The 26917-nt window shown below is 69.1% G+C and carries 23 protein-coding genes; 14 read left to right on the plus strand and 9 right to left on the minus strand.

Annotated features, from left to right (window positions below; translation table 11 throughout):
• Window positions 1-25: 25 nt before the first annotated feature.
• Window positions 26-823, minus strand: coding sequence for an SAM-dependent methyltransferase (locus tag IRT45_RS02565; RefSeq protein WP_194804410.1), 798 nt, complete (start codon window positions 821-823; stop codon window positions 26-28).
• A 168-nt stretch (window positions 824-991) separates the two neighbouring features.
• Entirely contained in the window at window positions 992-2134 is a 1143-nt protein-coding gene (locus IRT45_RS02570) for a hypothetical protein (protein ID WP_309240766.1), read from the minus strand.
• A 568-nt stretch (window positions 2135-2702) separates the two neighbouring features.
• Here IRT45_RS02570 and IRT45_RS02575 point away from each other — a divergent pair.
• Entirely contained in the window at window positions 2703-3281 is a 579-nt protein-coding gene (locus IRT45_RS02575; RefSeq protein WP_194804247.1) for a DinB family protein, read from the plus strand.
• 66 nt (window positions 3282-3347) lie between these two features.
• On the opposite strand, the gene IRT45_RS02580 is transcribed toward IRT45_RS02575, so the two are convergent.
• Window positions 3348-3821: a flavodoxin family protein gene (locus IRT45_RS02580; protein WP_194804248.1), complete on the minus strand. Its 474-nt coding sequence runs from the start codon at window positions 3819-3821 to the stop codon at window positions 3348-3350.
• 75 nt (window positions 3822-3896) lie between these two features.
• Between IRT45_RS02580 and IRT45_RS02585 the strand changes: the two genes are divergently transcribed.
• Window positions 3897-4658 (plus strand): enoyl-CoA hydratase, encoded by a 762-nt coding sequence (locus tag IRT45_RS02585; protein ID WP_194804249.1) that lies wholly within the window; start codon window positions 3897-3899, stop codon window positions 4656-4658.
• Window positions 4659-4743: 85 nt separating this feature from the next.
• Window positions 4744-5520, plus strand: a complete 777-nt coding sequence (locus IRT45_RS02590; protein ID WP_194804250.1) for a PaaI family thioesterase — start codon at window positions 4744-4746, stop codon at window positions 5518-5520.
• Window positions 5521-5533: 13 nt separating this feature from the next.
• Here IRT45_RS02590 and rox read toward each other — a convergent pair whose 3' ends face one another.
• Together rox and IRT45_RS02600 are read right to left on the minus strand one after the other, a co-directional pair.
• Window positions 5534-6952, minus strand: a complete 1419-nt coding sequence (gene rox, locus IRT45_RS02595; RefSeq protein ID WP_194804251.1) for a rifampin monooxygenase — start codon at window positions 6950-6952, stop codon at window positions 5534-5536.
• A gap of 179 nt (window positions 6953-7131) precedes the next feature.
• The gene (locus tag IRT45_RS02600) at window positions 7132-7587 is read right to left on the minus strand and encodes a GNAT family N-acetyltransferase (RefSeq protein WP_194804252.1); all 456 of its coding nucleotides are present in this window, start codon (window positions 7585-7587) and stop codon (window positions 7132-7134) included.
• A 74-nt stretch (window positions 7588-7661) separates the two neighbouring features.
• Between IRT45_RS02600 and IRT45_RS02605 the strand changes: the two genes are divergently transcribed.
• Together IRT45_RS02605 and IRT45_RS02610 are read left to right on the plus strand one after the other, a co-directional pair.
• Window positions 7662-8876, plus strand: a complete 1215-nt coding sequence (locus IRT45_RS02605) for a site-specific integrase (protein WP_194804253.1) — start codon at window positions 7662-7664, stop codon at window positions 8874-8876.
• Between the two features lie 410 nt (window positions 8877-9286).
• On the plus strand, window positions 9287-10735 hold the full coding sequence (locus tag IRT45_RS02610; RefSeq protein WP_194804254.1) for an amidase: 1449 nt from the start codon (window positions 9287-9289) through the stop codon (window positions 10733-10735).
• Here IRT45_RS02610 and IRT45_RS02615 read toward each other — a convergent pair.
• Window positions 10732-11307, minus strand: a complete 576-nt coding sequence (locus tag IRT45_RS02615; RefSeq protein ID WP_194804255.1) for a TetR family transcriptional regulator — start codon at window positions 11305-11307, stop codon at window positions 10732-10734. The two genes, IRT45_RS02610 and IRT45_RS02615, sit on opposite strands and share 4 nt — an antisense overlap.
• A 124-nt stretch (window positions 11308-11431) precedes the next feature.
• Between IRT45_RS02615 and IRT45_RS02620 the strand changes: the two genes are divergently transcribed.
• The 4 genes from IRT45_RS02620 (at window position 11432) to IRT45_RS02635 (ending at window position 14293) form a co-directional block, all read left to right on the plus strand.
• On the plus strand, window positions 11432-12397 hold the full coding sequence (locus IRT45_RS02620) for an SDR family oxidoreductase (RefSeq protein ID WP_194804256.1): 966 nt from the start codon (window positions 11432-11434) through the stop codon (window positions 12395-12397).
• Window positions 12398-12550: 153 nt separating this feature from the next.
• Window positions 12551-13228, plus strand: coding sequence for a DNA polymerase beta superfamily protein (locus IRT45_RS02625; protein ID WP_194804257.1), 678 nt, complete (start codon window positions 12551-12553; stop codon window positions 13226-13228).
• Complete coding sequence (locus IRT45_RS02630; RefSeq protein WP_194804258.1) at window positions 13225-13818, plus strand: metallophosphoesterase; 594 nt, start codon at window positions 13225-13227, stop codon at window positions 13816-13818. The genes IRT45_RS02625 and IRT45_RS02630 overlap by 4 nt, the downstream gene beginning before the upstream one ends.
• Before the next feature lie 46 nt (window positions 13819-13864).
• Complete coding sequence (locus tag IRT45_RS02635) at window positions 13865-14293, plus strand: hypothetical protein (RefSeq protein WP_228533373.1); 429 nt, start codon at window positions 13865-13867, stop codon at window positions 14291-14293.
• Here IRT45_RS02635 and IRT45_RS02640 read toward each other — a convergent pair.
• Window positions 14224-16524, minus strand: a complete 2301-nt coding sequence (locus IRT45_RS02640) for a molybdopterin-dependent oxidoreductase (RefSeq protein WP_194804260.1) — start codon at window positions 16522-16524, stop codon at window positions 14224-14226. The two genes, IRT45_RS02635 and IRT45_RS02640, sit on opposite strands and share 70 nt — an antisense overlap.
• Window positions 16525-16694: 170 nt before the next feature.
• Here IRT45_RS02640 and IRT45_RS02645 point away from each other — a divergent pair, with 170 nt between their 5' ends.
• Window positions 16695-18029 carry a family 1 glycosylhydrolase gene (locus IRT45_RS02645; RefSeq protein ID WP_194804261.1) on the plus strand — a complete coding sequence of 445 codons (1335 nt, stop codon included), beginning with the start codon at window positions 16695-16697 and terminating at the stop codon, window positions 18027-18029.
• 105 nt (window positions 18030-18134) lie between these two features.
• Window positions 18135-19829 carry a hydrogenase maturation protein gene (locus IRT45_RS02650; protein WP_194804262.1) on the plus strand — a complete coding sequence of 565 codons (1695 nt, stop codon included), beginning with the start codon at window positions 18135-18137 and terminating at the stop codon, window positions 19827-19829.
• Between the two features lie 77 nt (window positions 19830-19906).
• Here the strand turns inward: IRT45_RS02650 and IRT45_RS02655 are convergent, their stop codons facing one another.
• Both IRT45_RS02655 and IRT45_RS36605 read right to left on the minus strand, forming a co-directional pair.
• Window positions 19907-21406, minus strand: a complete 1500-nt coding sequence (locus IRT45_RS02655) for an NAD(P)/FAD-dependent oxidoreductase (RefSeq protein WP_194804263.1) — start codon at window positions 21404-21406, stop codon at window positions 19907-19909.
• A 108-nt stretch (window positions 21407-21514) separates the two neighbouring features.
• Window positions 21515-21796, minus strand: coding sequence for a hypothetical protein (locus tag IRT45_RS36605; RefSeq protein WP_157121518.1), 282 nt, complete (start codon window positions 21794-21796; stop codon window positions 21515-21517).
• 261 nt (window positions 21797-22057) lie between these two features.
• On the opposite strand from IRT45_RS36605, the gene IRT45_RS02665 reads away from it, so the two are divergent.
• The 3 genes from IRT45_RS02665 (at window position 22058) to IRT45_RS02675 (ending at window position 26896) form a co-directional block, all read left to right on the plus strand.
• Window positions 22058-23320: a KasA/KasB family beta-ketoacyl-ACP synthase gene (locus IRT45_RS02665; protein WP_309240767.1), complete on the plus strand. Its 1263-nt coding sequence runs from the start codon at window positions 22058-22060 to the stop codon at window positions 23318-23320.
• A gap of 104 nt (window positions 23321-23424) precedes the next feature.
• A complete protein-coding gene (locus IRT45_RS02670; RefSeq protein ID WP_194804266.1) occupies window positions 23425-25455 on the plus strand; it encodes a glycosyltransferase family 39 protein in 2031 nt (676 codons plus the stop codon).
• Between the two features lie 82 nt (window positions 25456-25537).
• On the plus strand, window positions 25538-26896 hold the full coding sequence (locus IRT45_RS02675; RefSeq protein ID WP_194804267.1) for a family 1 glycosylhydrolase: 1359 nt from the start codon (window positions 25538-25540) through the stop codon (window positions 26894-26896).
• Window positions 26897-26917: the final 21 nt, after the last annotated feature.

Consider the following 26917-nt stretch of genomic DNA (forward strand, 5'->3'; position numbering starts at 1 on the left):
GCGCGGGCGCCGATCCTTGTGCGGTTCAGGCGGATTTGCGGGCCAGCCCCGCGACGATCAACTGCTCCCACACGCTGAGTTCGCGGCCACTGCCGGAATCGTCGGCGGCCGATTCGGGCCACCAGCGCGCGCACGGCTGCAGACCCGGATCGATCAGTTCCAGGTCGCCGAACAGTGCCTCGATCTCGTCGTCGTTGCGCCAGCGGCCGCGCCCGAAAGCGTCGAGTACCTTCCGTTCGGTGGTGTTGGTCTCACGGTTGTGCCCGGAACGGAAATGCGAGATGTAGACCTGGCTGCCGGCCGGAACCCGGGCAGCCCAGTCGCCGACCACACCGACCGGATTCTCGTTGTCCTCCACGAAGGCCAGCACGACACCGAACAGCAGGCCCACCGGTTCGTCGAAGTTGATCAGCCGCTTCACATCGGCGTGCTCGGCGATATCCGAGACCTGGCACAGGTCGCGACCGAGCACCGCGATCCGATCGTCGACCGACAGCAACGCGCGGCCGTGGGCGACGACGAACGGATCGTTGTCGACGTAGACGATCGGCGCGTCGGGATGCTGGCGGCGCACCACGTCGTGCACGTTCTCGGTGGTGGGCAGTCCGCATCCCAGATCGATGAACTGGCGAATTCCGTTGGCGCACATACTGCGTACGGCGCGGAGCGTGGCCGCCCGGGCGGTGATCGCCACCTGCTCGGAACCGGGCAGGAAGTCGATGAAGTAATCGGCGAGGTTCTGGTCGACGCCGTAGTTGTCGCGCCCGCCGAGAATGTAGTCGTATACCCGTGCCACGCTCGGCCTTGCTTGCCGCGCTCGCATGGCGTCGTCGTTCACTAGTCACCTCTCGATTCCCACGACGCCCGTCGCGGCCGTGGCTGATTCAGTTGTCGAGCATAGCGGTCGGCCCCCGCCGAAGCCGACGATCGACTCGGTCTCGGCGTGGTTTTCGAGACCTGTCGCCGGTTGATTGCGTGAATGTTCACCACATCAGCGGGGATCGGCCACTTCTGGTGCGCCAGTGCCGGATTCGCTCGCATCGGCGGTCCGCGTGCCGGTACGCCGCGACAGTTCGGCATCGAGTTGCGCCTCGGCGCGTTCGGCTCGGGCCAGGGTCTGCCGGCGCGCGTCCTCGACCGCCGCCAGCCGGGCCGCGGTCTGCTGTGCGACGTGTTCGGCGGCCGCGGCGGCTTCGGCGCGCACGGCGGCGATATCGTCGGCGGCGCGCTGGTGCGCCGCGGTCGCCTCCGCGCGCATCCGGTCGATGTCGCCGCGAGCGCGGACCAATTCCGCCCTGACCTCGTCGAGGGTCCGGTTGCGTTCGGCCACAGCCGATTCGGCGCGCTCGATGGTGCGTTCGGCGTCGGCGGCGCGCTGGACGGCCAGGTCGCGTTCGGCGCCGGCGGCCGTGATGCGCTGGGCACTGTCGCGGCGCACCTGTTCGAGCTCGGCGGTGAACGTGGTGCGCGCCAGCTCCGTCTGTTCGGCGGCCTGCCGCCGCGCCTCCTCGATGTCGTCGGCACACTGGGCGCGAATCGCGCGGATTTCGGCGTCGGCCTCGGTGCGTGCGGCGAAGATGTCGTCGGCCGCCTGTTTGCTGACGCGCTGCACTTCCCGCAGTGCGTCGTCGCGTGCGGTGAGCGCCTCCGCGATGCGCGCTTCGGCGGACTCGGCGGCTGCGGCGGCGTCCTCGGCCGCGGATTCCGCTGCGGCGCGTGCTTCCTCGGCCTCGCGCCGCGCCTTCTCCGCCGCCACCGTCGCCACCTCGGCTTCGGCGATGCGCCGCGCGGCATCGGCCTGCACGGCCTGGACCTGCGCCTCCGCCACCGAGGGGTCGGCCAGAGTCGACAATTCGGCCACGGCTACCGACAACGTGTTACTCAGCTGATCGGCCAGGGTCCGGAACTGGGTGAGCATCTCGTCGGCCCGCAGCCGGGCGGCGGTCACCGGACCCGGTTGCGTCACAGTGACGTTCGTCTCCGGCTCCTCACCCTCCTGCTGACGACGCTGTCGCTCCCGCCATGCCCGCCATCGGGTGTGGTCGGGGTGGTCGCAATATTCCGAGGGCCGTCCCGGCGTTCCGCCGCGAGTGATGGTGCGCGTACAGCCCGGGTAGTTACAGATGCTCGACACCAGGGAAGCGTAGCGTTTGTTTCGTCGCACACAACGGAATGACACGAAACGAAAGAGATTGGACGCCACTCGGTTCCGCGTGGGTCTGACCTCCGATAAGTGAACCTTATCGGAGGTCAGACCCACACTTCTCCGTCGTATCCGCCCTGGCTATTACGTTTACGTTTGGTCGCATCCAACTAAACGTAATCCCAACGCAACTGACGAAAAGTGTGCCCGGTGGTACGGCCGTGCCAATCGACTCGCAGGCCGCGCCCGCAGCCTCGGGCGCGGCACGCGCAACAGCGGATCGTGCGGGTGACTCACGGATTGCCGGATCGCGGCGGCCTCGCATCTCGTCAGCGGCAGGCCGGGCGCCATCTAGGCAGCGGCAGGCCGGGGCACATCTCGTCAACGCCGGGCCGGGCGACCAGGATGAAGTGGTGACCGGTAGCTGTCGCCATCGCCCGCGTACGAGCGGTGGATGCCCCGAGCCGTGAATTTCTTCCAGCGGCGATAAGCGGACATGATCCGACCTAGTTCCCTGCGATCGTCGGTGCCGAATCGACAACAACCCGAAAGGACCACGATGACCATCGAGAACACCCCGGCACCCGCACTCGACGGCGAACGGGCCGATCTGCTCGCCCAGCTCGCCGCCGCGCGCACCGCCTTGCGCAGCACGGTCGACGGGTTGACCGATGAGCAGGCCGGCGCGCACCCCACCGTCAGCGCGCTGAGCCTGGGCGGGCTGGTCAAACATGTGGCGGCGATGGAGGACAACTGGCAGCGGTTCGTCGTGGAAGGACCCTCGGCCATGAAATACGAGCTGCCCGAGGGAGTCACCTGGGCGGACTTCGCCTCCGGCACCGCGCGGGAGTTCCCGCAGTGGGCCATCGACCACCGCAACACCTTCGTGATGCTGCCCGGCGAAACACTCGCCGGCATCCTCGCCCGCTACGAGCAGATCGCCGCGCGTACGGAGGAGATCATCGCCGCGGTACCCGATCTCGCCGCGACACACCCGCTCCCCGACGCGCCGTGGCACGAGGCGGGGGCGGTTCGCAGCGTGCGCCGGGTGCTGATGCACCTGATCCACGAGACCGCGCAGCACGCCGGCCACGCCGACATCATCCGCGAGTCACTGGACGGCCGCACCGCGGGCTGACCGGCCGGTCGCCGCGGCGGGCCGGTGCTGTCGGCCCGCCGGGCGAATGATCGGGGTGCGGAAGCGTCAGGACCCGGCCGTGATGCGGGCGCGTAATCCTTCGGCGAAGCGACGCGCAGCGTGGAGGTCGGCGGCGTCGGGATGGCCCTTGCTTACCCCGCCGACTATCCGCATCGGCAGCCAGGTATCGAGCCCGCGGCAGGTGAACGTGTCGACCACCGTGAAGCCGCGATCGGTGAGAAGTGTTGCGAGGGAACGGGTGTAGCGGCGCAGGGGCGTTTCCGGCATGCCGCTGGTGGCGTAGACGAAGGCCTTGGTGCCGGACTGCGCCGGCAGCGCCCGGATCAGCTCGCGCAAACGGGGATGGAAGTTCATGGTGAAGATTCCGGACCCGAATCCTACGAGGTCGCAGGAGGCCAGTTCGGCGGGATCGAGTTCGTCGGGCCCGACGACCCGGGCGCCGAGCACCTCGCCCAGCGCATCGGCGATACGCCGGGTATTGCCGTGCGATACCGAGACACAGACGATGACGGTCTTCATGCGGTCTCCCTTGCTCGTCCGGTTCGACCGGGATTCCCGGATCGTATCGACCGCACACTCCCTTACGATGACGCCATGGCGGAGATCACGGTGGAGCGGCGCGATACGGTCGCGGTGGTGACGGTATCGGATCCGCAGCGCCGAAATGCGTTGACACTCGGGATGTCCGAGCAGCTGGCGGCGGCGATCGCGGAGGCGGAGGCCGATGCTGGAGTGTATGCGGTGGTGATCACCGGGGCTCCCCCGGCATTCTGCGCGGGCGCCGACCTCAGCGCACTGGGCGAGGCGGCGGAGGAGGGACTGCGGGCCATCTACGCCGGATTCCTCGCCGTGGCCGAGTGTTCGCTGCCCACTGTCGCGGCGGTGGGCGGGGCGGCGGTCGGCGCGGGCTTGAACCTGGCTCTGGCCGCGGATGTACGCCTCGCCGGGCCGCGCGCCCGGTTCGATGCGCGGTTCCTGCGGCTGGGTATCCATCCGGGCGGCGGCATGACGTGGATGTTGCAGCGCGCCGTCGGTGCCCAGCGGGCCGCGGCCATGACGCTGCTGGGCGAGATCCTCGATGCCGACGCGGCACACAGCGCGGGCCTGGTGCATCGTGTCGTGCTGGGCGATCACGACGACTTGGTGGCCGCCGCAGTCGAATTGGCGGCCGGCGCGGCCGAGGCGCCGCGCGAGCTGCTGATCACCACCAAACGCACCATGCGCCACACCCGCACACTGGACTCACATGCCGAGGCCGTCGATGCGGAGATCGTGCCGCAGGTGGCATCGCTGGATTCCGCGGAATTCGCCGCCCGGCTCGCCGCGATGAAGGCGCGCATCAGCGCCCCGCGATAGCCGACGAGAATGCGATTCTCCTTGAAGTAGAATCAAACCGCTCGTGTGTGGCCCGGCCGGGACGCACCGGACCGGAGGAGATGCCGTGAGTGTCGAAAGCAGATTGTCCCCTCGCCGCCACGTGCTGCTCGAACTCGGCTTCGCCACCCGGCGCGCCGGCGACGAGGTGCACGGATCCGCGACCATCGTGCCCGAACTGCACGCGCCGGGAACCACGCATCTGCGCACCTCCATCCTCGCCACCTGGGCCGATACCGTGGCCGGACTACTGGCGTCGCTGGTGATGCATCCACGGGTCCCGGTCACCCTCGAACTCGACGTCCACCTCTACCGGCCCGCGCCCGCGGCTGGGCAACTCGAGGCGATCGGCCGCACCGTGAAGGTGGGCCGGTCGGTCTTCGTGGCCGAGATCGACTTCGCGGTCGACGGCGAACCGCTGGCCTTGGCCGGTGCCTCCTTCATGGTCGCACCCGACCCGGACCTGCAACTTCCCCGCGCACTCAGCCTCGATATGCCGGCCGGGCGCGACCGGCTCACCGCGGACCTGGCCGAACGCCTGGGCTGCGAACGCGTGCGCCCCGGCGTGGCCGTTCTTCCGCGCACCGACGAGGTGCTCAACGCCGCGGGCAGCGTCAACGGCGGCCTCATCGCCGTCGCGGCCGAGGAAGCCGTGCTGTCCCTGGCTCCGGGCGACAGCCTCTGCTTCCTCGGTCTGCGCTATCTGCAACCGGCCAAGGTGGGTCCGGTGACCGCCACCGCGACGGTGCGGGGCGGCGTCGGGCGGGTCGATCTGCGCGACACCGGCAGCGACGACCGACTCGCCGCCATCGCCACCGCCCGCACCTTCGGTGTCGCGATCTAGCTCCGGTGCGTGATCAGGCCGCGCCGAACCACGTCGGCAGATGGGCGAGCAGATCGTCCTGATCGCTGCCGACCCAGGCGACATGCCCATCCGGCCGCAGCAGCACCGCGGGCGCATCCAATTCCTCGCTGACGTCGACGACGTGATCGATCCGATCGGCCCATCCCGCCACCGACAGCCGGCCGGTCTGATCCAGCAGCAGTCCGCGGCCGGCGTGCATCAGCTCGTAGAGGCGCCCGTCTTTCAGCCGCACGTCCCGCAGGCGCCGGCCCAGCAGTTCGTGCCCCGCACCGAAGTCGTAGCGGATCGCGGTGGCGGTGATCTTCTCGGTCAGCCGCCGGTTGACCTCCTCGATATCGATGAGGTCCGTGAGCAGCCGGCGCACCGCCCGCGGGCCCGGCTCGAGCGACATCAGCTCCATCTGGGCGCGCGTGTTGTCCAGCACGTCGGCGGCGACCGGGTGCCGTTCGGACTCGTAGCTGTCCAGCAGGCCCTCCGGGGCCCAGCCGACGATTTCGGCGGCCAGCTTCCATCCCAGATTGAACGCGTCCTGGATGCCGAGGTTGAGGCCCTGACCGCCGACCGGCGGATGGATGTGCGCGGCATCCCCGGCCAGCAGCACCCGCCCGGATCGATACCGCTCGGCCAGCCGGGTCGCGTCGCCGAAACGCGACAGCCAGCGCGGTGAATGCACGCCGAAGTCGGTGCCGGCGGTGGCCACCAGCTGCCGCTTCACCTCGTCCATCGTCGGCGGCACCGTGCGGTCCTCCGACAGTCCCTCGGCCGGCACCACGAATCGGAATGTCCCGTTGCCCGACGGCCCGACCCCGAAGCGCCGCTGTGTCTTGCGGACCTCGGTCACCACCGCGGTCACGGTCTCCAGGGGCGCGTCCAGTTCGACCTCCCCCAGCAGCGTCTCCACCCGCGACGGTTCACCGGGAAAATCGATTCCGGCGAGTTTGCGCACGGTGCTGCGCCCGCCGTCGCAGCCGACGAGATACTGCGCGCGCAGCCGGGTGCCGTCGGCCAGTTCGACGGTCACGCCGTCCGCGTCCTGGGTGGCGCCGACCACCTCGCGGCCGCGCCGGATGTCGACGCCGAGTTCGGCCGCATGTTCGGCGAGCAGCCGATCGGTGACGGTCTGCGGAATGCCGAGCACATAGGCGTGCGCCGAGTCCAGCTCCGGCTGCGGTGCGGTGATACCGGCGAAGAACCCGCCGACCGGATACTTCGTGCCCAGCGCGAGAAACCGCTCCAGCAGCCCGCGCTGATCCATCACTTCGATACTGCGCGCGTGCAGGCCCAGCGCGCGGACCACCTTCGTCGGCTCGGTCTCCTTCTCCAGCACGACCGGGTTCAGGCCGTGCAACCGCAACTCGCACGCCAGCATCAGACCGGTAGGTCCGGCACCGGCAACGATCACGTCAATCATGAAACCCCATTCGACACGGTGAGCGCACAGCCCGCGGAACAGCCGATTTCCGCAGGTCATGGCGTTGGCCCGACGATTGTGCAGCACACCCCCGGTCTTGCCGCAAGACCCCCTGTGCGCTATATATTGAAGTGGGAGGGAATGTCTTTCCGTTCTCCTGCTTCCGTTTCGCCCGGCGCTCACACCGTGCGAGTCATGAACGCACTCGTCCCGGTGTCGAGATAGTCACCGAAGGCGCCGCAGGCGACGAATCCACACCGCGCGTACAACGTCCGTGCGGGCCGAAACGCTTCGCCCACACCGGTTTCCAGGCTCACCCGCGCCCAGCCGCGGGCGCGTGCCACCGCGAGCAGACGCATGACGATCGCGGTGCCGACGCCGTGTCCGCGCGCCGCTTCGTCGGTGTGCATCGATTTCAGTTCCCCGTGCCCGGCACCGAGATCGCGCACCGCGCCCATACCCAGTAGCACCCCGTCGCGGCGGGCGGTGACCAGGGTGAGCACTGGATCGGCCCACGCGTCCAGGTCGAGCGCGAACACGGCGTCGGCCGGGGTGTGTGCCCGCGCGAAAGCCAGATGGCGGGCGGCCAGCGCTCGGACATCGACGCGGGCGGGATCATCGACGGCAACTGTCACGGGCGGCACGGTCGATCATTCTTCCCGGCGCGGACGGGCGCGGCGAACGTCGTTGCCCGGTAACCTGACTCGCGATGAGCGTCTCACCGGATCCCGTGGTCGTCGATATCGCCGTACCGGAGGCGGTTCGCACCGAATTACGGCGCGGAGTGCGCAGCGTACTCGTCGACACGGTCGCCCTGCGGATGGTGCGGGAGCGCTTCGACACCGAGCAGGCCGGCGCGCTGGGCCGCTATCTGGAGGCCTCGCAGTCGCCGAACACGGTGCGCGCCTACCGGTCCGACTGGATCGGGTGGTCGGCGTGGTGTGCGGCCGAGGCGCGGTGCGCATTGCCGGCGGACGCCCTCGATGTCGCGGTGTATCTGGCCGCGGCCGCGGATGCGCGAAAAGCCTCCGGCGAGTGGGCATTCGGGCCGGCCACGCTGGAACGCAAGAGCGCCGCCATCGCCGCGGTCCATGCCGCGAACGGGCTGCCCTCCCCGACCCGATCGGATGTGGTGCGGTTGACCCTGCGAGGCATCCGCCGCACGCGTCGCAGCGTGCCCAACCGGAAACGTCCCGTGCTGCTGCACACGCTGGCGCAACTGCTGGACGGACTGCCGGCCCCGGGCTGGCCGACCGAGCCGGCCCGCCGCCGCGACCGGCTGATGCTGCTCGTCGGATTCGCCGGGGCGCTGCGCCGCAGCGAACTCGCCGGACTCCGCGTCGGCGATGTGGCGGTCACTCTTGATCACCGCACCGGCGAACCCGTGCTGCTGGTGCGGTTGCCGGCGACCAAAACCGATCCGACCGGCGCGGGCGCCCAGTCGGTCGCCCTGCCGCGCGGGGCGCGACCCTCGACGTGCCCGGTATGCGCATTCGCCGAGTGGATCGACCTGCGCGAGATCCACGCCGCGGGCGGCACCGACGATCTGCGGTCCTGGACCGAGCGCGCCGGCGCCGCCGGCGACATCCACCGCTGCCACGGCTTCACCGGCGCCACCCGGGTGGATGCGCAGGCCCCATTGTTCCCGCCGGTGTCGCGGCACGGCGGGATCGGCGCGCAGCCGATCTCGGGACGCGCGGTGGCGGAGCTGGTGAAACGCTACGCCGCACGGGCGGGACTGGATCCCGCCCTGTTCTCCGGACATTCGTTGCGCGCCGGATTCGCCACCCAGGCCGCACTCGGCGGCGCCAGCGACCGCGAGATCATGCGCCAGGGCCGCTGGTCCAACCCGCGCACCGTGCACGGATACATCCGCACCGCGAATCCCTTGGAGGACAACGCGGTAACCAAACTCGGTTTGTGAATCCGGACCTGAACAGAACTGCATTCGATGCAACACTGCGAATTGCCGCGCACGAAGGCAGACCCGCAGGTCTCGGAGAATTCATCCTCCGGCGAGTAGTCGTGAATTCATGTTCGGCCCGAGTAATTCGGGCGTTCCCGCAAGACGGATTCGTTTGTCCGTCGTCACCGGTCTCCGGTCGAACGGCCGGCGGCCGGAGTGGAGACACCGTGGCGGTTGTGACATCTGTCTTGTTGTGTGAAACGGCATTTCATGGCCTGGTGGCCTCCCGTCGCGCACTGCCGACGCGGTGACCTGGGATATGACGGAACGCATGCGTCGATTCGCCCCGAAGGTCGCTCCATTCGAATTTGCGCTTTGCTTGCAGAGGCGTTTTATGCCCCCTGCGGCCGGCCCATACCTTCGGATTCATGGAGTGGAACTTTCAGTCGGCCCAAGAAATCGTGGCGGCATTGCGTGCGGGTGATGTGACCTCAATGGAACTGACCGAGGATGCGATCGCTCGTATCGAGCGCGAGGACAAGGTGATCAACGCGATCTGTGTGCCGACCTTCGACCGTGCGCGGGCGGCCGCGCAGCGCGCCGATCAGGCGCGCGCCCGCGGCGAGGACCGGCCGTTGCTCGGTGTACCGGTGACCGTCAAGGAGTCCTACGACGTCGCCGGGCTGCCCACGACCTGGGGCATGCCGCAGCACGCGAACTATGTGCCGACCGAGGACGCGGTGCAGGTATCGCGGCTGGAGGCCGCCGGCGCGGTGATCCTCGGTAAGACCAATGTGCCGGTGATGCTGCGAGATATCCAGAGCTTCAACGAGATCTACGGCACCACCAACAATCCGTGGGACCACGACCGCACGTCGGGTGGGTCGTCCGGTGGGTCGGCGGCGGCCCTGGCGTGCGGATTCGGCGCGCTGTCGATCGGTTCGGATCTCGCCGGTTCGCTGCGCACCCCCGCGCATTTCTGCGGCATCTACGCGCACAAGCCGACACTCGGGCTGGCGCCGACCCGCGGAATGGTGGCGCCGTCCGCACCGGCCTTGCCGGTCGATCTCGACCTGGCCGTCGTCGGTCCGATGGCGCGCACCGCCCGCGATCTCACGCTGCTGCTCGATGTGATGGCCGGACCGGATCCGCTGACCCACGGTCTCGCCTACGACCTCGCGTTGCCGCCCGCGCGCCACGATCGGCTGGCCGACTTCCGGGTGCTGGTCCTCGAGGAGCATCCGCTCATTCCGACCGGGTCGGCGGTGCGGGCGGGCGTGAACCGGGTCGCCGCGGCGCTCGTCGAGGAGGGCGCCCGCGTCGAACGGCACAGCCCGCTGCTGCCCGATCCGGCCGAAGCGGCGACGCTCTACATGCAACTGATGCTGTCGAATGCCGCCGCGGGTCTTCCGCTCGAGGTGTACCGAGAGCTGCAGATCCGAGCCGCCGCGCTATCTGCCGGCGACGGGAGTCTCGATGCGGCGCGGTTGCGCGGCATGGTGCTCAGCCATCGAGATTGGGTGGCGGCGAACAACGGTCGCGAACTCCACCGCCACGGCTGGCGGCAGCTGTTCGCCGAATTCGATGCCGTGGTCTGTCCCATCACGCCCACTCCCGCCTATCCGCACAACCACGACGGAGGTCTGGAGGACCGGCGCATCGACATCGACGGCGTCGAGTACCCGTACTTCGACCAGCTCGTCTGGGCCGGTATGGCCACCATGCCCGGTCTGCCCGCCACCGCTGTACCGGCGGGCCGCTCCCCCGAGGGCCTGCCGGTGGGAGTGCAGCTCATCGGACCGATGTTCGAGGACCGCACGCCGCTGCGGCTGGCCGAACTGCTCGAGGAGAAGATCGGCGGCTTCCAGGCGCCCTAGTACGCGCACGAACCGCCGGCCGCGAGGCCGCGCAGGTCGTCGAAGGCCCGGCAGAGATGCGCGTCCAGACTGTCCGCGGGGTCGTCGATCCAGGCTTGGACCGCGTGTTGATAAGCGGCCCAACCGGTTCGGGCGGCCAGCCCGGCCGGACCGGCATCGATACCGCGTTCTCGCAGCGCCTCCGCCACGGCATCGGTGAGCCCTGCGTGTTTGGCCAGTTCGCGTTCGCGCAGTGCCGGTGTCATGGCGATGACCTTCCACCGTGGATCGGAGAACGGGCGGGTGCGTTCCAAGTTCCGAGCCGATTCCCGGAAGGCGCGCAGCAGTACCTCGAACGGGCGCAGTCCCTGGGGTGCTTCGACAACTGCCTGCCTCAGGGTGGCGCGCAGGTCGGCTTCGCCGTCGAAGAGCACCTCGCGTTTGTCGGGGAAGTGCCGGAAGAAGGTGCGCTCGTTGACCCCGGCGGAGGCGGCGATCTCCGCGGCGGTGGTCTGGTCGAACCCTCGTTCCCGGTACAGCTCGAGGGCCGCCTGCTGCAGGCGGCGACGCACCTCTGCTCCGCTTCGTGGCATTGGCCGAGCCTACCGCGATGCGTCAGTGACTGGCATCACGTTGTGTCAGTCACTGACGCTACGCGTAGAGTCAGTGACTGACACTACTTAGCGCCAGTCACTGGCGTAAAAATGGGAGGGTTCCATGCATGTCTTCGTCACCGGCGGCTCCGGTCAGACCGGACCCGCTGTCGTCGCCGAACTCATCGCGGCCGGTCACACCGTGACCGGTCTGGCCCGCTCGGAGGCAGCGGCCGCCCGGCTGCGATCGTTGGGCGCGACACCGCATCGCGGCTCCCTGGACGACCTCGACAGCCTGCGTAGCGGCGCGGCGGCCGCCGACGGCGTCCTGCATATGGCCTACGGGGGCGACTACGCGGATCCGGATGACTTGATCCGCCGCGACTGCGCCGCGATCGAGGCGCTCGGGCAGCCGCTGGCCGGCTCCGGCAAGCCACTGGTCAGCACGTCGGGCACCTTGGTGACCAGGGCCGGGCAGCTCAGCACCGAGCACGAGGCGCCGGACACCGAGTCGGTCGCCGCTTTCCGCATCGCGGGCGAGCAGAGCTGTCTGAGTCTCGCCGGGTCGGGGGTGCGCGCCAGCGTGGTCCGACTGGCGCCGACCGTGCATGGACCCGGCGATTACGGGTTCGTTCCGGCGCTCATCGCGGCCGCGCGCAGAGCGGGCGTCTCGGCCTACATCGGCGACGGCGCCAATCGGTGGCCCGCGGTCCACCGCGCCGACGCCGCGGTCTTGTTCCGGTTGGCGCTGGAGAAGGCTCCCGCCGGCAGCGTGCTGCACGGCGTCGGCGAAAGCGCTGTCACGATCGGAAGTATCGCGGAGCAGATCGCGGATGTGCTCGACATCCCGACTGCTTCGCTGACCCTCGAACAGGCCGCCGCGCATCTGGGGAACCCGTTCCTGGCCCGGTTCTTCTCCCTCGACGTCCCCGTTTCCAGCGAACACACCCGAGCGCTGCTGGGGTGGGCTCCCGAACACGCGACATTGCTCGACGACCTGCGGACCGGCCACTACTTCACGCCACAGGCCGCCCTCCGCGCCGAACAGGTGTGGCTGTCGCACGACTCGCACCAGCCCAGCCACAGCTGACCTTTCTCCCCTACGCAGATCGGCCGCCGGAAATTCGTGTGCGCACCGCAGTTCGCCCACACTATCGTTGCCTCTCCGGTGATCGTGCCGATGCGCTTCGGGTAGCGGTGTCGCCGCAGCGGGGCGTCAGGGCATACGGACGGGGGTGGGCAGGTGCGCAATCTGCTGTTGGAGGGAGTGGTCGGGTCGCAGGCATACGGATTGGCGACCGTAGGTAGCGATACCGACTACGCCGGCATCTACGCGGAACCGACGACTGTGCTGCTGGGTCTGCATCCGCCGGCGCGAACCAGCCGCACCGGCCGCGGTGGTGACGACGCCGTCTACCACGAGATCGGCAAGGCGATGACGCTGATGCTGTCGTGCAATCCGACCGCCTACGAACTGCTGTGGCTCGACACCTACACCGTCGCCACGGCCTTCGGGCGTGAACTCGTCTCGCTGCGTGGATGTTTCGCGTCGGCGAGCCGGGTCCGTCGTGCGTATGTCGGGTACGCCGCCGCACAACTGCGCGATCTGGAGCAGCGCCCGCACCCGTCGCCGCAACGGCGCGCCAAGCAGGCCCGCCACACGATGCGGCTGCTGTGGCAGGGATATCAGCTCTACACCACCGGTTATCTGCCGGTCCGGGTGCCGGATCCGCAGCGCTATCTGAATTTCGGGCAGCGCGTGGCGGTCGACGGCGCGACTCCGGTGCGGGCGGTGTTCGCCGAGTACGAGGCGGCTTTCGCGGAGGCGACCTCGGCCCTGCCGCAGGAGCCCGACGAGGAGCCGATCGAGTCGTTGCTGCAACGCATCCGGCGCGCCCATCTGGAGGAGGAGACACTGTGAGCGAGGTGTGGTTCCTCGCCGACCCGCACGTGGGACATCGTCTCGTGTCGGGTCTGCGTGGATTCGATACGCCGGAAGAGCACGATGCCGAGCTGGCGGAGCGGTGGGACAGCCGGGTCGGCGCCGAGGATCAGGTCTGGGTGCTCGGTGACATCTCGGTCGGCGGGACCAGGGCGCAGATGGCCGCGCTGGAGTGGCTGTCGCGGCGGCCCGGGGAGAAGCATCTGGTCGCGGGCAATCACGACGGCTGCCATCCGATGCGCAGCCGGGCCCATCGGTGGCAGCGGATCTATCTGGAGGTGTTCGCCTCGGTGCAGCAGTCCGCGGTCCGCAGGATCGACGGTCACCGGGTGCTGTTGTCGCACTTCCCGTTTCACGGCGTCGCGGACGGTGATCACACCGCGGAGAGTCGATTCGAGGAGTGGCGGCTGCCCGCGACCGGCGACAATGCCGGGCGCTGGCTGCTGCACGGCCACACCCACAGTTCGGTGCGGGTCCGCGGCCGCATGATCCACGTGGGTCTCGACGCGCACGATCTGGCGCCGGTGCCGGTGGACTGGGTGCGCGAGGTCATCTCGGACACGGGCTGAGGGACCTCTCGCGGACAGCGGTGGCCGGCCTCGTCTTCGGATCGTTATGGTCGTCGCATTGGCCACCGCGTTCACCGCGGTCAAACTGCTGGGCGCGTCCTACCTGATCTATCTGGGTGTCCAGGCGATCCGCCGTCGCGGCGGGCTGGCCGAGGCTTTCACCACGGCGGCGCCCGCCAGCCGGCGTGGCACCGTCTCCATGCTGCGCGACGGCCTCGTCGTCGGTTCGGCACGCGCCTGGTTCGCGCGTTCGCCACGGCGACTGGCCGCCGTCGGGGGCGCCGGTGGGCTCGTGATGATCGGACTGGGTACCAGTTTGGCGTTGACCGGCCGCAAGGACCGACACCGGATCATCGGCACCGGACGGGTCGACCTGCAGAGCGAATATGCTTGCCCGCCAGCCGGTTACAAGCTGTCGTGGTCTGCCGCGATCTGTGGTGGGGTGAGTACGGTCAGGTCCGGCACCGTGCCGTGACAGGCCTCGATCTGCACGAGCGCCAGTTGTCCGGTACTGCCCTGGCTCAGCGTCGAGGAGGGGCGGTCGGCGGTGAGCACGTTCGGGTTGCCGTGCCGACAGAACGACGGATCGTCCGGATCCGGGTCGTACCAGGCCCCGGTGGACAACTGCGCGATACCCGGTGCGACCGCGTCGTCGACGACGAGCCCGGCGAGGCAGGAGCCGCGGTCGTTGAACAGTCGCACGATGTCGCCGTCGGCCACTCCCCGCGCCCGGGCTTCCGACGGGTGCAGCCGCACCGGTTCGCGGTCGCGGATCTTCACCGATCGGCTGTGCGCGCCGACGTCGAGCTGGCTGTGCAGTTTGGTACGTGGCTGGTTGGCGACCAGCTGCAGCGGAAAGCGTTGCGCCGCAGCACTTCCCAGCCATTCGTCGGGTTCGAGCCAGACCGGGTGGCCGGGGCAGTCGGGGTAGCCGTAGCCGGCGATGGTCTCGGAGAAGATCTCGACGCGGCCGGAGGGTGTCGGCAGCGGATGCGCGCCGGGGTCGGCACGAAAGTCCGCGAATACCACCTGCGGCGGGTCGGCGACGGGCAGTTCGATACCGGCACCGGACCAGAACCGGTCGAAGTCCGGAAAGTCTCGTCCCCGTTCGCCCAGGTCGGACAACCACTGCTCATACAGGTGCCGCAGCCAGTCGCCGGTGGTGCGTCCTTCGGTGAATTCCTTTCCGGTGCCGAGTCGTTCGGACAAGGCGGCGAGGATGTCGTAGTCGTCGCGGGCCTGTCCGTGCGGCCGGGTGAGGGCGGGCATCGGGAACAGGATGCCGTCGTTGTCGCCGGTGCCGTAGTCGTCGCGTTCGATGGTCATGGTGGCCGGCAGCACGATATCGGCGTGGCGGGCGGTGGCGGTCCAGAACGAGTCGTGGACGACGATGGTCTGGGGCCGATCGAACGCGCGGCGCAGACGGGCCAGGTCCTGATGGTGGTGGAAGGGGTTGCCGCCGGCCCAGTACACCAGCCGGATATCGGGATAGCGCAGCTCGCGCCCGTCGTACCGGAACGCTGTGCCCGGCGCGAGCAGCATATCGGCGATGCGCGCGACGGGGATGAAGCGGTCGATGGGGTTGGCGCCCTGTGGAAGTCGCGGCAACGGCAGGGTGCGGGTGGGTTCGCCGATGCTCGCCGAGGAGCCGTAGCCGTGGCCGAAACCGCCTCCGGGCAAGCCGATCTGCCCCAGCATGGCGGCCAGCACGACGCCCAGCCAGGTCGGTTGCTCCCCGTACTGCGCTCGCTGCAGCGACCAGCTCACCGTCACAAGGGTGCGCGCCGCGGCCATCTCGTGTGCCAGGGCACGGATACGTTCGGCCGGCACCCCGGTGATCGCGGCGGCCCACGCGGGATCCTTCACGACGCCGTCGGCCGTGCCGCGCAGATATCGCGCGAAGTGCTCGTAGCCGACGGTGTGGGAGTTCAGGAAGGCGGTGTCGGCCAGGTCGTCGGCGTCGAGAACCTGGGCCAGCGCGAGCATCAGGGCGGCGTCGGTGCCCGGTCGCGGGGTGATCCATTCCGCCTCGGCGATATCGGCGGTGTCATCGCGCAGCGGGGAGACGGTGACGAACCGGCAGCCGCGCCGCCGGGCCCGCTCGATCCAGTCCCTGTTGTGGTGGCGGGAGACACCGCCCGGATTGACCGCGGCGTTCTTCGGCGAGATTCCGCCGAAGGCGACCACCAGTTCGGTGTGGTCGGCGATCACCGATTTGGCGGTGAAGCGGCCCAGCAGCGCGAACAGATCCCCCACGACATAGGGCAGCAATACCGTGGAGGTGCCCAGGCTGTAGCTGTTGACGTGGCGGACGTAGCCACCCAGGCAGTTCAGGAACCGGTGCAGCTGGCTCTGGGCGTGGTGGAAACGTCCCGCGCTGGCCCAGCCGTAGGAGCCGCCGTAGACGGCTTCGGGACCGAATTCGGTGTAGACGCGGCGCAATTCGCCGCTGAGCAGATCGAGTGCCCGGTCCCAGCTCACCGGGACATACGCATCGCGGCCGCGTCCGGGCGCCCCCGGCCCGTGCTCGAGCCACGATTTCCGGACGTAGGGCCGATCGATGCGGGTCGGATGATGTTGTGCCGAAGCCACATTGCCGATCAGCGGGGTGGGCTCCGGATCGCCGGGCCAGGGCCGCACCGCGGTCAGCCGCTCACCGTCGCTGACGGCGTCGAACGCTCCCCAATGCGTCATATGCGTGACCATGGCCGCCACCCTAGCCGCGCACACCGACAGTGTTCGACCGAATTCCGCAACATCTGGACACTCGACCAATTACGGGTGAGAATGACTGCGCCGCGTCCGGCACCGCGGAAGCGGTGACCGGGGTTACCGTTGCCGGACCGTACCTACCCCACCGGATATCGAGGAGTTCGATGCGCACTCTCAGCCGTCGCCAGGCTTTCGGTCTGCTCGCCGCCGGGACCGCCGCCGCCGTCGCCGGTCCCGCCGCCTTCGCCCAGGCCCGCCCGGCCGCACCGGCCACCGTGCCGAATCTGGGCGCCGATTTCCTGTGGGGTGTGGCCAGCGCCGGATTCCAATGCGAAGGCCATGCGCCCGACAGCAACTGGCTGCGGTATGTGGCCACGCATCCCGACTACGACCGCTACCACGATGCGGTCGACTTCTTCACCGGCTACCGCTCCGATATCGGCCTGGCCGCCGGGCTCGGCGTCGGCGTGTACCGCATCAGCGTCGAATGGGCACGGGTGCAGCCGCGACCGGGCGAATGGGACGAGGCCGGATTCGCCTTCTACGACAGCGTTCTCGACACGATGGCCGCACACGGCATCCGCCCGATGCTGACGCTGGATCATTGGGTGTATCCCGGCTGGGCCGCCGACCGCGGCGGCTGGGCGCATCCGGCGATGCTCGACGACTGGCTGGCCAACGCGCGGACAGTGGTGCAGCGCTACGCCTCTCGCAACCCGCTGTGGGTCACGTTCAACGAACCGGCGTTCTACATCGTCAACGAAACCCGCAACGGCGGGCTGTCGCCGGCGGACGTCCCGGCGATGCAGCAGCGACTGATCCAGGCACACAACACCATCTACGACGACATCCACCGGGCGCAGCCGGGCGCCATGGTGACCAGTAACCTGGCCTACATCGTCGGCACGGCGGAACCGGTGGTCAACGGCCCCATGATCGATGCCATCGCCGCGAAACTCGACTATGTCGGCATCGATTACTACTACGGTCACACCCCGCAGGACCTGGCCCGGCTGTCGCCGGACGACCTCGACCGGTTGTGGAAGATGCCGCTGCAACCCGAGGGCGTCTACTATGCGCTGGAATACTATTCGCGCCGATTCCCCGGTAAGCCGCTGTACGTGGTGGAGAACGGCATGCCGACCGAGAACGGCGCGCCGCGGCCCGACGGCTACACCCGCGGCGACGATTTGCGCGACACCGTGTACTGGCTGCAGCGCGCCAAGGCCGACGGCATCGACGTGATCGGCTACAACTACTGGTCGATCACCGACAACTACGAATGGGGCAGCTACACACCGCGCTTCGGTTTGTACACCGTCGACGTGCTGACCGACCCCGCCCTGACCCGCCGTCCCACCGACGCCGTGGACGCCTATCGCGCGATCACCAGGGCCGGCGGTGTGCCCGCGGACTACCGTCCCACGCGCGGCCCGGTGGCCTGTTCGCTGGTCGACATCCCCGGCAGCTGCGCCGATCCGGTGACCGTGCCGCACTGATCTCCCCCGCCGGGTATACGGGCACCGGGTGCTGGGCTAGTTTCGGAGGGGCACATGTTGCGGTCCGGTCACGGACCGACGAAACACCCTGATGGAGGACAGCTCGTGCGCATCCTGTTGGTCGCCAGCGCATTCAACAGTCTCACCCAGCGAGTGCATGCCGAATTGCGGGAACGCGATCACGAGGTCGGAGTCGAGCTGGCTCTCGGCGACGATCTGCTCCGCGCCCGGGTCGCACGCTTCCGGCCGGATCTGATTCTGGCGCCGATGCTCACCACGGCGATTCCCGAGGATGTGTGGACCGAACATCCGGTGTTCATCGTGCATCCGGGGCCGATGGGTGATCGGGGACCGTCGTCGCTGGACTGGGCCATCACCGAGGGGGCGGCCCGATGGGGTGTGACGGTGCTGCAGGCGGTGGCGGAGATGGACGCCGGTCCGATCTGGGCGTCGGCGGGATTCGATGTGGCGCCGTGCGGTAAGAGCGAGTTGTATCGCAACGAGGTGTCCGACGCGGCGGTCGAGGCGGTGCTGACCGCGGTGCGCCGCTTCGCATCCGGCGACTACGTGCCCGAACCGCTGGACTACGACCGTCCCGACGTCACCGGCCGGCTGCGGCCGTTCCTGACCCAGCAGGTGCGCCGCATCGATTGGGCCACCGCCGATACCGCCACCGTGATCCGCACGCTGCGCGCGGCCGATTCCCAGCCGGGTGTGCTCGACGAACTGTTCGGCCGCGAATACTTCGTCCACGGCGGTCATTACGAGGACCGGCTGCGGGGTGAGCCGGGTGCGGTGATCGCCACCCGCGACGGCGCGATCTGCCGGGCCACCGTCGACGGTGCGGTGTGGTTGCCGCAGCTGCGCCCGCGTCGCGTGCCGGGCGGGCCGGTGACGTTCAAGATGCCGGCCACCGACGCATTGGGCGCCGATCTGCCCGCCGGCGTCCCCGAAGTCTCGGTCTCCCCCGTGGAGGCGGCGGTGCGCGACACCTGGTCGGAGCTGCGCTACCACGAGGACGCGGGCGTCGGATATCTCGAATTCGCCCATCCCGGTGGCGCGATGGACACCCGGCAGTGCCGGCGGCTGCTGGCCGCCTATCGCGAGGCCTGCGATCGGCCGGTGGATGTGCTGGTGCTGGGACCGCGGCGCGACTTCTTCTCCAACGGCATCCATCTCAACGTGATCGATGCGGCCGGCGATCCGGCCGAGGAGTCGTGGCGCAACATCAACGCGATCGACGATGTGGTGGAGGCGATTCTCACCACCACCGACAAACTGGTGATCGCGGCACTGTCGGGCAATGCCGCCGCGGGTGGGGTGATGCTGGCCCTGGCCGCCGATCACGTGTGGTGCCGGGAATCGGTGGTGCTCAATCCGCACTACCGGCTCATGGGCCTGCACGGTTCGGAGTACTGGACCTATACGCTGCCGCAACGGGTGGGCCCGGAGGTCGCCGCGCAGTTGACCAGCCGGACCCTGCCGGTCGGCGCGCGGGCCGCGGCGCGAGTGGGCTTGGTGGACAAGGTGTTCGAAGGCTGCACCGAGCGGTTCCGGGCACAGGTTCGCCGCGAGGCCGAAATTCTCGCGGCCGCCCCAGAATTGCAGAATCTGCTGCTGGCGAAGAAGCAGCGCCGCGCGGCCGACGAGGCGGTGCGGCCGCTGGCGCGGTATCGGGCCGAAGAGCTCGCGCATATGCATCGCAACTTCTTCGGCGACGGCGAGTCGTATCACCGGTTGCGGCGCGAATTCGTCGCCAACACCAAGCCGCCCGCGACTCCCCCGTATCTGCTGGGCTGAGGTCCCCGCCGTCCGGTCCCAGCCGTCCGGTCGTGGCCGTGCGCTGCCGCGACCGGACGGGTTCCGCCGGAACAGGTTCAGGCGGAACGGGATTCGACGACCGGGCGAGCGGCCGCCGAACGGGTGCCGAAGCGCAGGATGCCGTCCTCGAGATCGGCTTTGCGAAGCAGCGCGCGGTCGCGGTAGTAGTTGTTGATCACCTTCCACGGGCCGCGGCGGCCCTGGCGCGGCATCACCGCGTCACCGCGGGCGATGTAGCCGGAGGTCAGCGCGCCGCCCATCATCGACTCGGGCGCCCGGTCGGCGTCCTCGGCTTCGGCGACGAAGGTCGAATACCCCTTCGCCTTCATGTGATTGAGCAGCCGGCAGAAGTATTCGGCGGCCAGATCGGCCTTCAACGTCCAGGAGGCGTTGGTGTAGCCGATGATCATCATGGCGTTGGGTAGTCCGCTCATCAGCGCGCCCTTGTAGGCGACCAGATCGCGGGTCGCGATCGAGGTGCCGTCGACATCGATCGCCGCGCCGCCGAGCATCTGGATGTTGAGCCCGGTCGCGCTGATGATGATGTCGGCGGGCAGTTCCTCACCGGATTCCAGGCGGATACCGGTCTCGGTGAAGGTCGCGATGCGGTCGGTGACGATGGAGGCGCGTCCGCTGCGCAGCACCTTGAACAGGTCGCCGTTGGGCACGATGCACAGCCGCTGATCCCACGGGTTGTAGCTGGGGCTGAAGTGACGCATGTCCACGTCGGGCCCGACGGCCACCCGCACGGCCTGCAGCAGCAGTTTCCGGGACAGGGCGGGGTTGCTGCGGGAGAGGGCGAAGCTGGCGCGCTGCAGCGCGATATTGCGGGCGCGACCGGTCTTGTAGGCCAGCGCGGCGGGCAGTTTGGCCTTCTTCATGCCGACCGCGACGGGGTCCTCGGCGGGCAGCGGCGCGATGTAGGTGGGCGAGCGCTGCAGCATGGTCACGTGCGCGGCGTCCTCGCTCATGGCCGGGACCAGCGTGATCGCGGTGGCGCCGCTGCCGATGACGACGACGCGTTTGCCGCGGTAGTCCAGATCTTCGGGCCAGTGCTGAGGGTGCACGATCTGCCCGGCGAAGTTCTGCTCACCGGGGAACTGCGGGCGGAAACCCTTGTCGTAGTCGTAGTAACCGGTGCAGCCGACCAGGAAGTTGCTGGTGTAGGTCTCGGTGTCGCCGGTCTGTTCGTCGACGGCCTCGGTGGTCCACAGTTGCTCGGCACTCGACCAGCTCGACTTCACGACCTTGCGGCCGAAGCGGATGTGGCGGGTGACGCCGTATTCCTCGGCGGTGTCGGCGATGTACTGGCGGATATGCGGTCCGTCGGCGAGCACCTTGGTGCCGATCCAGGGGCGGAAGCCGTAGCCGAAGGTCAGCATGTCGGAGTCCGAGCGAATGCCCGGGTAGCGGAACAGGTCCCAGGTGCCGCCGATCGCGCTGCGCCGTTCGAGGATCGCGTAGCTGCGTCCGGTGTTCTCCCGGCTGAGATGGCAGGCCATCCCGATCCCGGACAGGCCCGCACCGATGATCAACACGTCGACATGCCGCGTCATTGAGGTATCCGTTTCGTCCGAATGTCAGCCCGGACCTCGCCGTCCGGATACCCGAAGATTACGTGTTATTTCTGGTTACGTCTAGTCGCGGGGTGGTCGGCGGCGCGGTCAGTGCATGGCCGCGCCGAGGATTTCCCCCGCTCCCGCGGTGGCCAGCCCGATCGCGACGACGCCGACGGCCACGCGGGAGACCGTGGCTCGCGCGACCCCGCGCCGGTTCGCCAGATGGATCCAGCAACCGACCGCGATCGCCGTCGCCAGCAAATGCAACCAGATCAGATTTCGCAGCAGCGCCGTCGTCACCCCCGCGCCCGGTGGAGCCTGCGGCCCCACATTGTCCAGCTGGGCCGTGAACATGTCGTGAACAGCGTTGACAGTCATCTCGGGCACGCCCTTCCCCTCGCCCGTCCGGTCGGGCGCACCGCTGCGGACGCACCCATCCGTGATTCTCAACGGTACCCCGTCGGCAAATTTCTGGCATCTTCGTTTCTCGCACCGTGCGAGCGGTGGGAGGGCTACGCTGACCCCGGCGCACCCACCGCCCGCGCGGCGGGACGGGCGGCCGATGACAGCGAGGTCATCGGCGGTCGCGGGTGCTGCCGAGTTTCGTGTCCGGGGAAACGAGGGACCGACAGTGAGGAATCGACGACCGTGCGCACGCTCGATACCAGTTTCAACACCCGCAGCGGCGGCTTCCGCGAGGTAGTCGTCACCGCGCTGGAGATCACCACCTCCATCGGCGCAGATACCGAAAGTACGTGGCAGGCGCTGCTTTCCGGGGCCAGCGGGATCAAGGTCCTCACCGACGAGGAGATCCTGCGTCACGATCTACCGAATGCCATCGGCGGCAAACTGATCCACGATCCCACCACCGATCTGGACCGGGTGCGCAAGCGCCGCATGTGCTACGTCCAGCAGATGTCGTACGCGATGGGTAACCGGCTGTGGGAGACCGCGGGCGCGCCCGAGGTCGACAAGGACCGTCTCGGCGTGTGCATCGGCACCGGCCTGGGCGGCGCCGACGTCATCGTCGACGCCAACGACACCATGCGCGACCACGGCTACCGCAAGGTGTCGCCGTTCGCGGTGCCGATGAGCATGCCCAACGGCGTCTCGGGCGTGGTCGGACTCGAGATCGGCGCGCGCGCGAGCCTGATGACCCCGGTGTCGGCGTGCGCCTCGGGCAACGAGGCGCTGGTGCACGCGTGGCGCTCGATCGTGCTGGGCGAGGCCGACATGGTCGTCGCCGGCGGGGTCGAGGGATACATCAATCCGATGGCGATCGCCGGATTCACCATGGCGCGCGCGCTCAGTTCCCGCGTCGACGAACCCGAACGGGCGTCGCGGCCGTTCGACCGCGATCGAGACGGTTTCGTCTTCGGTGAGGCGGCCGCGCTGCTGCTGGTCGAATCGGAGGAGCATGCGCGGGCACGCGGGGCGACACCGCTGGCCCGGCTGCTCGGCGCCGGATTGACCGCGGACGGCTATCACATGGTCGCCCCCGACCCGGAGGGCCTGGGGTGTGCGCGGGCGATGCGCCGGGCGATCGAGACCGCGGGCGTGGCCGCCGCCGATGTCGATCACGTCAACGCCCACGCCACCGGCACCTCGATCGGCGATCTGGCCGAGGCCAAGGGCGTCGCCGCCGCCATCGGCACCCATCCGGCGGTGTACGCGCCGAAGTCGGCGCTCGGGCATTCGGTGGGCGCGGTGGGTGCGCTGGAGGCCGCGATCTCGGTGCTGACACTGCGTGATCAGGTCATTCCGCCCACGCTCAACCTCGACAATCAGGATCCCGAGATCGACCTCGACATCGTGCGCGACAAACCGCGGCACACCGATGTGGAGTTCGCGATGAACAACTCGTTCGGATTCGGCGGGCACAACGCGGCGGTGCTGTTCGGCCGGTACTGACCGCGCCGGGTTTCGGCGTCCGATTCGCCCGATCGCACCGGACTCACAGCAAGCTCCAAGGATTCGGACAGGGTGGTCACCGGATCGGCTGAGACGCTCCCGCGGTGACAGTGACGACCGCCGACACCGCCGTGCCCGTATCGCCCGAATCGGCGCGTCCGCCGGATCCGGATCTGCCGCCGCCACGGCGCCGGGACCGGATCGCGCTCGCGCTGCTGCTGGTCGCCACCGCGGCCGCGTATCTGTGGAACATCACCGTCAACGCGATGGGCAACGGGTTCTACGCGGCGGCGGCCTGGTCGGGGGCGCGCGACTGGAAGGCGCTGCTGTTCGGTTCGCTGGACCCGGGCAACTTCATCACCGTCGACAAACCGCCGGTCTCCCAGTGGGTGATGGGGTTGTCCGGGCAGCTGTTCGGCTTCTCCAGCGCCTCCATGCTGATTCCGCAGGCGTTGATGGCGGTCGCGGCGGTCGCGCTGATGTACGGCGCGATCGTCCGCGCCACCGGCAGCCGCGGCGCGGGCCTGCTGGCGGGTCTGCTGCTGGCGCTGACACCGGTGGTGGCGTTGATGTTCCGGTTCAACAATCCGGATGCGGTGATGGTGCTGCTGATGACCGCGGCCGCGTACTGCACGGTGCGCGCGTTGCGCCACGCGAGCCCGCGCTGGCTGGTATTGGCCGGTGTCGCACTGGGTTTCGCGTTCCTGGCGAAAATGCTCGAGGGGCTGATGGTACTGCCCGCGCTCGGTGCGGCGTATCTGGTGGCGGCGCCCGCGGGTTTCGGCAAACGAATCGTGCATCTGCTGGCCGCGGCGGTAGCGCTCCTGGTCTCGGCGGGCTGGTATGTGCTGCTGACGATTCTGTGGCCCGCCGACTCCCGGCCCTATCTGGCCGGTTCCAAGGACAACACGTTCATGGATCTGGTGCTGGGATACAACGGTTTCGCCCGCTACCTCGGACACAACCACACCGGACGCAAACCCTTCGAACTGCCGGCGGGCTACGAGTTGCCGCATATGGGCGGCGGGAGCGGCGGGTTCGGGTCGGGCCCGGACCGGTTGTTCACCGGCGAGATCGGATTCGAGATCTCGTGGCTGCTGCCCGCGGCCGTGCTCGGTTTCGTCGTCGTGCTCGTCACGCGGTGGACATCGCCGCGGACCGATATCGTGCGCGGGGCGGCACTGGTTTTCGGGCTGTGGCTGCTGATCGACGGGGTGGCGTTCTCGGCGATGCAGGGCGGCATGCACGCCTACTACACCCTGGCCATCGCGCCCGCGGTGGTCGGCAGTTTCGTCCTGGGACTGGCCGAGGTGTGGCGGTGCCGGGATCGGGCGTGGGGCCGGGCAGGGGCGGCGGGACTCGTGCTGGCCGGCGGTGTCTGGGGTTTCGTGCTGCTCGACCGGAATCCGGACTGGCAGTCGTGGCTACGGTGGTCGATCCTCGCGGTGACCGTCGCGGCGGCCGCCGCACTGCTGCTGACGGCGCTGCCGGCGGTATCGCGGCGGGCACCCGCCCGCGCGGTGGCGGTGGCCGTGGGCGCCGGTGTACTCGCCGCGACAGCCGGATCGAGCGCCTACGCGGTGACGACGCTGCCGCGGTCGCATACCGGCGGCAGCCCGGTCGTCGGGCCGTCGCGTCCGGAGCTGCCGCAGGCGCTCAATCCGTTCCGCCGCCAGATCGGCATGCTGATGGGCGGCACCGACACCGATCCGCGCCTGGTGGAGATGTTGCGGGCGACGCAGACGACGTGGTCGGCGGCCATCGACCGCTCGGGACCGGCGGCCGGGCTCGAACTGGCCAGCCGCACACCGGTGATCGCCATCGGCGGATTCACCTCCGAGGACCCGGTCCCCACCGTCGCGGGATTCCAGGAACTGGTCCGCGACCACCGGATCACCTACTATCTGGCGCCCGAGATGAAACTGCCGGACTCGTGGCGAACCCGCGACCAGCACCGTTCCCCCGGCGCCACGCCCACCCCGGCGACCGCGCCGAGCCCGTCGGCAGCCGGCAAAGAGCCGCAGATGTGGCATCCGGTCGGCAACACCGACATCTATGCCTGGGTGGCCGCGCATTACACACCGCAACACCTCAGCGGCCTCGAGGTTTACGACCTCACCGCACCGCCGCACTGATCCCGGTGTCGAGCGGCTGATCGCCCGCTCGACACGCCCTTCGCACACCGGAATTGAGCAATCTCGCAGCTACGATTGCTGGATGCGAGAGCCGAACCGCCGCCAGGTGCTGGCCACCGGCCTGGCAGCCGCAGCCGCGCTGCTGCTGCCCGGCCGCGCCGGCGCCGACCCCGTCCGCCGGGCGGCGTCGGCCCTCGCTCCCCTGGGCCCCGACTTCGTGTGGGGGGTGGCCACATCCGGGTTCCAGACCGAAGGCCGTGCCCCCGACAGCAACTGGACCCGCTACATCGCGACCGGCGCGGCCGAACCGTATCGGGATTCGGTGCGCTTCCTCGACACCTACGCCGACGATATCGCGCGCGCCGCGCAGCTGGGAGCGAAGAGCTTCCGGATGAGTATCGAATGGGCCCGGGTGCAGCCGCATCCCGACGCATGGGACGACGAGGCGTTCGCCGGCTACGACCGGATCGTCGACGCCGTCTACGCGGCCGGCATGACGCCGATGCTGACCCTGGATCACTGGGTGTATCCGGGCTGGGCGGCCGACCGCGGCGGCTGGCGCGACCAGGGCATGGTCGACGACTGGCTGGCGAATGCGCGGAAAGTGGTGCAGCGCTATGGTTCTCGCGATCCGATCTGGGTCACCGTCAACGAACCGGCCGCCTATCTCGGCACCGAGATCCGCATCGGCGCCCTCTCCCACGAGCAGTGGCCGGCGGCGATGGACCGGCTCGCGCAGGCCCACAACCGGATCTACGACGATATCCACGCCGCCTATCCGAAGGCGATGGTCACCAGCAACATCGGCTATGTGCCCGGCGCCGACACCGAGGTGAATCAGCCGTATATCGACCAGGTGCGCGACAAACTCGACTTCGTCGGCGTCGACTACTACTTCGGCCCCACCCCGGCCGCGGACGGCGCGGCGGCGACCTCGGCCGGTGCGCCCGCGATGTGGGAGTTGCCGCTGCAGACCGAGGGCGTCTACTACGCGCTGCGCCGCTACGCCCGCCAGTTCCCCGGCAAGCCACTGTATGTGGTGGAGAACGGGATGCCGACCGAGGACGGCAAACCCCGCCCGGACGGCTACACCCGTGCCGACCAGTTGCGCGACACCGTGTACTGGATCCAGCGCGCGAAGGCCGACGGTATCGATGTGCGCGGCTACAACTACTGGAGCCTCACCGACAACTACGAATGGGGCAGCTACACACCGCGTTTCGGCCTCTACACCGTCGATGTCACCTCGGATCCGGATCTGGTTCGCCGGCCCACCGACGCGGTCGAGGCGTTCGCGGCGCTGGTCCGCGCGGGCGGCGTGGCCGCCGATTACCGGCCCACCCGCGCCCCCGTCGCGTGTTCTCAGGTCGATCCGCCCGCCAGTTGCGACGAGCCGGTGATGCTGCCCGGCACGGATCCGGCTGCCACACCGTCGCCGTAATCACCGGCCGCCGGGTCCGGC

Source organism: Nocardia sp. BSTN01 (genome assembly GCF_015354405.1).
Classification (GTDB): domain Bacteria; phylum Actinomycetota; class Actinomycetes; order Mycobacteriales; family Mycobacteriaceae; genus Nocardia.

What these genes read in the sequence shown, in the direction of transcription:
- IRT45_RS02580 (WP_194804248.1), bottom strand. Translation starts at nt 3,821, where the DNA reads ATGAAGACCGTCATCGTCTGTGTCTCGGTATCGCACGGCAATACCCGG.
- IRT45_RS02565 (WP_194804410.1), bottom strand. Translation starts at nt 823, where the DNA reads ATGCGAGCGCGGCAAGCAAGGCCGAGCGTGGCACGGGTATACGACTAC.
- IRT45_RS02620 (WP_194804256.1), top strand. Translation starts at nt 11,432, where the DNA reads ATGCATGTCTTCGTCACCGGCGGCTCCGGTCAGACCGGACCCGCTGTC.
- IRT45_RS02610 (WP_194804254.1), top strand. Translation starts at nt 9,287, where the DNA reads ATGGAGTGGAACTTTCAGTCGGCCCAAGAAATCGTGGCGGCATTGCGT.
- rox (WP_194804251.1), bottom strand. Translation starts at nt 6,952, where the DNA reads ATGATTGACGTGATCGTTGCCGGTGCCGGACCTACCGGTCTGATGCTG.
- IRT45_RS02645 (WP_194804261.1), top strand. Translation starts at nt 16,695, where the DNA reads ATGCGCACTCTCAGCCGTCGCCAGGCTTTCGGTCTGCTCGCCGCCGGG.
- IRT45_RS02675 (WP_194804267.1), top strand. Translation starts at nt 25,538, where the DNA reads ATGCGAGAGCCGAACCGCCGCCAGGTGCTGGCCACCGGCCTGGCAGCC.
- IRT45_RS02605 (WP_194804253.1), top strand. Translation starts at nt 7,662, where the DNA reads ATGAGCGTCTCACCGGATCCCGTGGTCGTCGATATCGCCGTACCGGAG.
- IRT45_RS02640 (WP_194804260.1), bottom strand. Translation starts at nt 16,524, where the DNA reads ATGGTCACGCATATGACGCATTGGGGAGCGTTCGACGCCGTCAGCGAC.
- IRT45_RS02575 (WP_194804247.1), top strand. Translation starts at nt 2,703, where the DNA reads ATGACCATCGAGAACACCCCGGCACCCGCACTCGACGGCGAACGGGCC.
- IRT45_RS02585 (WP_194804249.1), top strand. Translation starts at nt 3,897, where the DNA reads ATGGCGGAGATCACGGTGGAGCGGCGCGATACGGTCGCGGTGGTGACG.
- IRT45_RS02655 (WP_194804263.1), bottom strand. Translation starts at nt 21,406, where the DNA reads ATGACGCGGCATGTCGACGTGTTGATCATCGGTGCGGGCCTGTCCGGG.
- IRT45_RS02615 (WP_194804255.1), bottom strand. Translation starts at nt 11,307, where the DNA reads ATGCCACGAAGCGGAGCAGAGGTGCGTCGCCGCCTGCAGCAGGCGGCC.
- IRT45_RS02635 (WP_228533373.1), top strand. Translation starts at nt 13,865, where the DNA reads ATGGTCGTCGCATTGGCCACCGCGTTCACCGCGGTCAAACTGCTGGGC.